A 6684-nucleotide genomic window follows, 5' to 3' on the forward strand; every position below is an offset into this window, starting at 1 on the left:
GTTTTCGACCGACTCCCAGCGTCGGCGGTCATCAGCCATCCGTCGATACGGTAACCTTCTCCCACGCATCGATTTCGGCTTTCATCGCCGACAACTTGTCTCGAACCAGCCCGAGCGCGTCGCTACCGAGCAAAAGACGCGTCGGCGGGTGATCCGCTGCAATCGCGGCCAGCATTGCACGCGCCGCTTTCTTGGGGTCTCCCAATTGTTTGCCGCTTTTTTCCTCGCGCGCCGCCCGGATCGGATTGAAAATAGCGTCGTAATCCGAAATCGAGCGGGGCGTGCGCGTCATCGAGCGGCCCGCCCAGTCCGTGCGAAATGATCCCGGCGCCACGGCCGTCACAGCAATACCGAAGGCCTTGAGCTCTTTGCCGAGCGCCTCCGAGATGCCCTCCAGTGCAAACTTGCTCCCGCAGTAGTAGGCGATTCCGGGCATCGTGATATAGCCACCCATCGATGTGATATTCAGAATGTGGCCGCGGCGGCGCTCACGCATGAATGGCAGCACGCCCTTCACCATCGCAACCGCACCAAACACATTCACATCGAACTGCCGCCGCATTTCCGGCAACGGCGATTCCTCCATGATGCCCTCGTGGCCGTAGCCGGCATTGTTAACCAGCACGTCGATCGGACCGACGCTAGCCTCGATGTCCGCGACGACGCCATCGATCGCGTCGAAGTCTGTCACGTCGAGCACTCGTCCCCAGGCCGCATGCGCAGATAGAGACTCGAATTCACGTTTTGCCTGCTCACTTCTCACTGTGCCGACAACCTTGTGCCCGACCGCCAGCGCTTCCTGTGCGAGCGCGCGGCCAAAGCCGCTGCTGACGCCGGTAATAAGCAGAGTTTTACTGGATGCCATTCAACCTCTCCCGAATATCGATTGGAGAGTGCATACTAATCTGACGAAGTACGCAAATTAAGCCGAATTCCGCTGACTTTCTTGCATAAAACTATGAGCACGGTACGCACCCCGACCCAGCATCCGGCTGCATCCTCTCGCAGCCGGAGACGCATGATTGCGCTGCTACGCGCATTGGCGCCCGATGAGGGCTATAACTTGACCGCGCTGCCGAGCGTGCGCATCTTGCGGTCGAACCGCGCGCTATCGCGCACGCCCGTTCTGTACGATCCGGGTATCGTGATCGTCTGCCAGGGGCGCAAGCGCGGTTATTTCGGCGGCCAGCTGTACCTGTACGACGAGCATCAGTACCTGGTCGTGTCCGTCCCTGTGCCGTTCACCATGGAGACCGAGGCAACCGAGGAGCGCCCCCTGCTCGCGCTCTATCTTCACCTCGATTTCGTATTGGCCGCCGAACTTGCGGAGCAGATCGACCGTCACGGCATAGCGGAGCGCGCACCCGCACCTAAAAGCATGATGTCGACACCGATGGATGACGCGATGCAGGCATCGGTGCTGCGCTTCCTCGAAGCGATGCATCGGCCGCTCGAAGCCGCGGTGTTGGGCGCCGGGCTGCTGCGCGAACTGTATTTCCGGGTGCTGACCGGAGCCCAGGGAAGCGCTTTGCGCGAGGCTTTGGCGATGCGAGGACAGTTCGGCCAGATAGGCCGCTCGCTCCGTCTGATTCATGCGAGCTATGCGCAGCCTCTCGACGTCAGGCAACTGGCTAACGAAGCGGGTATGAGCATTCCGAGTTTCCACAGCCACTTCAAGACAATTACGCAGGTATCGCCTATGCAATACGTGAAGTCGACACGCCTTCATCAAGCTCGCCTGTTAATGGTGCGCGAAGAGTTGACAGCGGAAGCGGCGGGACACGCGGTGGGCTACGCGAGCCCGTCGCAGTTCAGCAGGGAATTCAGGCGTCTGTTTGGCTTGACGCCGGCCGCGGAGGCTAAGCGTATGCGTGAGAGCTTCGCGATCCCGGAAGGATTTGCTGACTCGGCTTATGTATCGTCGCACTGAACTCTGCGTGATTCGCTTCGAACGAGTCTACGATCTGCGTCTGAAGATCGATGAGGAACGAAACACGCGCGCTTTGCTACGATTCCAGATCGTGTCCGCATCGCGACCGGAATATTTTGCGCAAAGAGAGAAAGAATGAGCTACGCGAACGGTTTTGAATCAGATGCTGATCCGGAATTTATCGAAGCCCGGGACATTTGCCAATGACTCGTCCGTACAACACTTACCTATGTGCGCTTTAACACATACTCCGCGATGAGCATGTGCCTGAGCGCAATAACGGAATCTGCAAGAATAACCACCATTACCGCTTCGAAAGCGAAGCGTAGCCACCCTCATCGACTATGAAGTTGCGCAATACACCAAGGCCGGTAATTTCAACTTCACAAATGTCGCCGGGCTTCATGTACAGCGGTGGAGTACGCGAAAAGCCCACGCCATCAGGAGTGCCCAACGCAATTGCGTCGCTGGGTTCGAGTGTCATGATTTCGCTCAGAAACGCAATCGTTTTTGCAACGCCGAAAGTCATCTCGCTCGTATTGGCGTGTTGAACGACCCGCCCATTGAGCCGGGTCTCGAGAATGAGGTTGATGCCACCGGGCGGCAGTTCCTCGGCAGTGACGAAATACGGGCCAATCGCGCCCGTGCCGTCGAAGTTCTTTCCTGCGGTCCATTGCGGTGTTGCGATCTGGTAATCGCGGATCGTGCCGTCATTGAATATCGAATAGCCTGCGACATGGCTTAGCGCGTCCTTCTCGGCAATATGACGGCCACCCTTGCCAAGCACCACAAGCAATTCGCCTTCGAAATCAAGCTGGTGTGAAATCGCCGGACGCACCATGTCCGCACCGCACCCTATAAAACCTGATGGAAACCGCGCAAAGATGGTCGGCTGCTTCGGAATCTCCAGCGCCACTTCCGCTGAGTGCGCCGGATAGTTAATGCCAAGGCAGATGAACTTGCCCGATTCTCCAACAGGCGGCAACAAGGTGACAGTGTCGAGATCGATGACGTCGCCTTTCAAAAGCACTTCGGCCGCCGCTTTTAGGACGACAGCGCCTCCAGCGATGAGCCTCGTCAGGTCGCCGGGAAATCGGGGCTCGCCCTCGAGCAACCCCCAAACAGTCGAGCCGTGAAACACGCCAATACCGAGTTGGTTACCTTTTCTGAATTTCACAAACTTCATTTCCACTCCTATGTACCGTGATTGATATGTCCACCAACCGCAACCGAAGCCTTCGAAGAGGACCTTGCTCCTAGCGCCCCTCAAAACGCGGCTTGCGGTTTTCCGAGTACGCATCGCGGCCCTCCGAGAAATCCTGCGTACGGTACAGTTCCGTGTATTGGGTGCCTAGTAGCGCCAACGCTTCAGTCTCTGATGGGTCAATATAGAGGTGTGAAGACCGCAGTGTCATCTGTACGCCAAGCGGCGCGCAGTCAGCGATCTGCCGCGCAATGGCGACGCCTTCGTCCAGAGCGGCCGACTGCGTTTCCTTGACGGCCTGTACGACGCCCATCCGGTAAGCTTCTTGCGCGCTCCAATGTTGACCCGTCAGCATGTAGCGCATCGCGTTTCCCCATCCCGCCTCGCGAACGAACCGAATCGTTGCGCCACCACCGGGGAAGCGGCCGTGAGAATTTTCGTCCTGACCGAACTCCGTGTCTTCCGCGGCGATCCGGATGTCGGCCACCAGATGCAGTTCGTGCCCGAGATTCCACGTATCACCATGCACCACAACGATCAGTGGCTTCTTGAGCGGCCGGGTCTCCTTGGCGAGCGGATCGATCATATTCGGACCGTCCAGCAGGGGCTTGCCCGAAAGAACAAGTTCCTTGAAACCTTCAACATCGACGCCGCGCGAGAAATTCGGCCCGTGACCAAACAACACGGCTGCACGCAGCGATGGGTCATGCTCATAGTCGTAATACGCGCGTGCTAGCTTCCGGTATGTTTCCGGGTCGATGCGGTTGTGAATATGAGGCCGGTTAATACCTAGCAGGACGACCTCTCCGCGCCGTTCGATCGTGAGCTTCTCTTCATTACGATAGCCCAACGCGTTTGTAGCGACGGCGTCCTCGGCGTCACTCGAGACATGGTCCGTATGTGCTAGCGTCGACATTCTGATCTCCTGAGAGTTTGAGATTTAGATGCAATTTCAAGTTCTATTTTAGAACCACCATGAAAGAACGATAGCACAAGGTAGTTCTAAATACAAACCACAATCCCGCAGCAACGTTGGTAGCAGTCAGTTGACTCAGCATCGTCAGCCCGCCAGCCTCCATCCGTTTCTATCGGGCTTCGAGCGCGCCTGTTGTCCGATGAAATCAAGCTCCGCAGGTCAGCAGTGAACGAAGCCGGAGCACTTGTCTTCCTTCAAATGTAGTGCTAAAATCAAACCAGTCTGACGGAAACTAGGGGAGTTCTTAAACGGATGGCAAAGTTTGACGAAGTCAGCACTTGCCCTGTCGCCCGCTCACTTGATGTCATCGGCGACAGCTGGTCACTGCTCATAGTCCGGGACGCATTCGAAGGCATCCGGCGCTTCGGAGAATTCCAGTCCAAGCTGGGTGTGTCGCGCAGCGTCCTGACACAACGCCTGCGTGCGCTGGTCGACAACGGCATCCTCCTCAGTCGACCGGCAGCGGACGGAACTGCTTATCGGGAATATCAGCTGACGGCAAAAGGGATTGACCTGTTTCACGTAATCGTCGCGCTTGGACAATGGGGCGAAAACCATCTGTTCGCTCCGAAGGAGAAGCACTCGCGCTGGCTTGATCGCAAGAAAAAACAGCCTGTGCGCAAATTGCAATTGCGCTCTGCCGACGGAAGACTTCTTGGTGTCAAAGACGTGGTTGGACAAAAGGCGGATGGAACAGTTGTGGACGAAGAGCTCTGAGCCTGCAGTTCTGCGATGCGCTCGCAAAGTAATCAGAAGTCGACCGGCGAAGACAAGCACGGCTGTGTCTCGAGCGAGGATTCGGGCGAGCGATGGACATCGGCTGGCGCGACGCCATAGCGCCGCTTGAACGAACGCCGCCCCAAGTGCTTCCTGGAAACCCGAACTGAGCCGCGATCAACTCGGGGGTAAAAGCTGAGTCTCCTGCGTGGCGCGCAACGAATTGTTTGGCGTGGTAGACGATCGCCGCTGCTGTGCGCCTACGGCCAGTTGCTGTTGGAACGTCAAGGACGATGTCCATCAAATCGCGCAATTGGTCGCCAAGACGTCGCGCGACGTCAACGCTTGGCGCATCGGATTGGCCTGCTACACATTCGATTACCGCACGGAGCGCCTGGACATCGGAAGAGGAAATGTCGGGCACCTTGAAGGTTCTACGCATTCCATCGAAGCGTCTTGAATTCTGCTCCCAGCGTGTTAAAAAGCGTTTTCGTCTACCCCTCTAAACGGCTTTCCAAGCCCCGCTAGATGGGTCGCTTTCCGCACAAGCTCCGGAACGGAGCGCGAGTTCATCTTTCTCATCATCTGACTGCGGTGCTGCTTGATGCTGTCCACACTCACACCAAGTTCTGCCGCGATTTGCTTGTTCAAGAGCCCAGTGATCACGAGGCGCATCACATCTCTCTCGCGTTGGGTAAGCGTGGCATATGAAGCTCTTAAAGCCATGCTGCTTTGCTCGCTGCTACGCCTGGCGGAGTCAAGTGCCAACGCATCTTTTACTGCATCGAGTAACGTCTGTGAGCAAAACGGCTTCTCCAGAAAAGTCACCGCCCCCGCTTTCATCGCTTGAACGGACATTTCAACATCTCCATGCCCTGATATGAAGATGATGGGTATATGCAACCGCAACCGATGACATTCGCGTTGAAACGCCAAACCATTCTCGCCGCGCAGCCGGACGTCGAGGATGAGGCAACTGCTTGCGTCTTCTCGCTCGAACTCAAGAAACGTGGCGACCGATTCAAACGTCTCCACCTGGTAACCAACGGACATGAAGAGCGAAGTCAATCCTTTTCGTATCGCTTCGTCATCGTCGACGATATACACTAACCTTCGCGTGCCGACTCCATCGAGCGCTGACATGCTTTTACCCGCTCGCATTTTGCATTTTTGTCTTGAAGGGCTTGGACCTGAGTTCGAGCTTTTAAAAGAATTCAACATCCGGGCGCGTTCAAACAACCGTTTGACGGAACGAAGGCGGGATACGCGCCGGCCGTGCAGATCTTGCTAGAGTCGCTATGGTATATCTGGCCACGTTGTCGAACGTGCACTTGAGGCGCGTCTTGCATGTACGAGAGGCACATTGTGTGACCCGAACACCGCTAGCCCGCCGACTGAACTAAAACACCTGTACCCGGGACGCTGGATCGCACGCGTAACTTCCCCGACAGCTTTCGCAAGAGAATCACGCTTATCAACGATGGTAGCCGGGTTCACGAGTACGATCTTTTTCCGCTCACACACAGCCTCGTGGACTCTCTCGGTTGACGCGGCGCGCTGCTCGTGCTCGTCGCGGCTAATCTGGCAATCTGTCTGCCGCTCACGCCGTTGCGAGCGGTGGCGATGCCGCTAAAGCCGATCATTCGGGCCACAAGGCAGCAACGCAGCAGCCACGCAACAGGCGCTACAAACGGCCGCTTTTGGGGCGCTCACCGTCCCTTCACCACCCAATGCGCGACCTTCGCGGCGCTGACGTTTCATCTGTAAGCGCGAATTTCCCCGCACCTAGCTTGCCAGCTTAAGAAGGTCCACGATTGCGTCCGCAACTACAACTTGCGGACGCAACCTATGAGAGAG

Annotated in this window: 6 protein-coding genes; 2 read left to right on the forward strand and 4 right to left on the reverse strand. The window is 56.9% G+C overall.

Features of this window, described 5'->3' with window-relative positions; translation table 11 throughout:
• Nucleotides 1–31 precede the first annotated feature (31 nt).
• Nucleotides 32–865 carry an oxidoreductase gene (locus BX592_RS32595; protein WP_134197440.1) on the reverse strand — a complete coding sequence of 278 codons (834 nt, stop codon included), beginning with the start codon at nucleotides 863–865 and terminating at the stop codon, nucleotides 32–34.
• Nucleotides 866–1018: 153 nt separating this feature from the next.
• On the opposite strand from BX592_RS32595, the gene BX592_RS32600 reads away from it, so the two are divergent.
• Nucleotides 1019–1930: an AraC family transcriptional regulator gene (locus BX592_RS32600; RefSeq protein ID WP_208328015.1), complete on the forward strand. Its 912-nt coding sequence runs from the start codon at nucleotides 1019–1021 to the stop codon at nucleotides 1928–1930.
• Between the two features lie 304 nt (nucleotides 1931–2234).
• Here BX592_RS32600 and BX592_RS32605 read toward each other — a convergent pair whose 3' ends face one another.
• Nucleotides 2235–3116: a fumarylacetoacetate hydrolase family protein gene (locus BX592_RS32605; RefSeq protein ID WP_134197442.1), complete on the reverse strand. Its 882-nt coding sequence runs from the start codon at nucleotides 3114–3116 to the stop codon at nucleotides 2235–2237.
• A 70-nt stretch (nucleotides 3117–3186) separates the two neighbouring features.
• Entirely contained in the window at nucleotides 3187–4050 is an 864-nt protein-coding gene (locus BX592_RS32610) for an enoyl-CoA hydratase-related protein (protein ID WP_134197444.1), read from the reverse strand.
• Nucleotides 4051–4362: 312 nt separating this feature from the next.
• Here BX592_RS32610 and BX592_RS32615 point away from each other — a divergent pair, with 312 nt between their 5' ends.
• Nucleotides 4363–4827: a winged helix-turn-helix transcriptional regulator gene (locus BX592_RS32615; RefSeq protein WP_134197446.1), complete on the forward strand. Its 465-nt coding sequence runs from the start codon at nucleotides 4363–4365 to the stop codon at nucleotides 4825–4827.
• A gap of 477 nt (nucleotides 4828–5304) precedes the next feature.
• Here BX592_RS32615 and BX592_RS32620 read toward each other — a convergent pair whose 3' ends face one another.
• Nucleotides 5305–5934: a response regulator transcription factor gene (locus BX592_RS32620; RefSeq protein WP_341804914.1), complete on the reverse strand. Its 630-nt coding sequence runs from the start codon at nucleotides 5932–5934 to the stop codon at nucleotides 5305–5307.
• Nucleotides 5935–6684: the final 750 nt, after the last annotated feature.

Source organism: Paraburkholderia rhizosphaerae (genome assembly GCF_004366595.1).
Classification (GTDB): Bacteria; Pseudomonadota; Gammaproteobacteria; order Burkholderiales; family Burkholderiaceae; genus Paraburkholderia; species Paraburkholderia rhizosphaerae.

Coding starts and splice junctions, on each gene's coding strand:
- BX592_RS32615 (WP_134197446.1), top strand. CDS start 4,363: ATGGCAAAGTTTGACGAAGTCAGCACTTGCCCTGTCGCCCGCTCACTT.
- BX592_RS32610 (WP_134197444.1), bottom strand. CDS start 4,050: ATGTCGACGCTAGCACATACGGACCATGTCTCGAGTGACGCCGAGGAC.
- BX592_RS32595 (WP_134197440.1), bottom strand. CDS start 865: ATGGCATCCAGTAAAACTCTGCTTATTACCGGCGTCAGCAGCGGCTTT.
- BX592_RS32600 (WP_208328015.1), top strand. CDS start 1,019: ATGATTGCGCTGCTACGCGCATTGGCGCCCGATGAGGGCTATAACTTG.
- BX592_RS32605 (WP_134197442.1), bottom strand. CDS start 3,116: ATGAAGTTTGTGAAATTCAGAAAAGGTAACCAACTCGGTATTGGCGTG.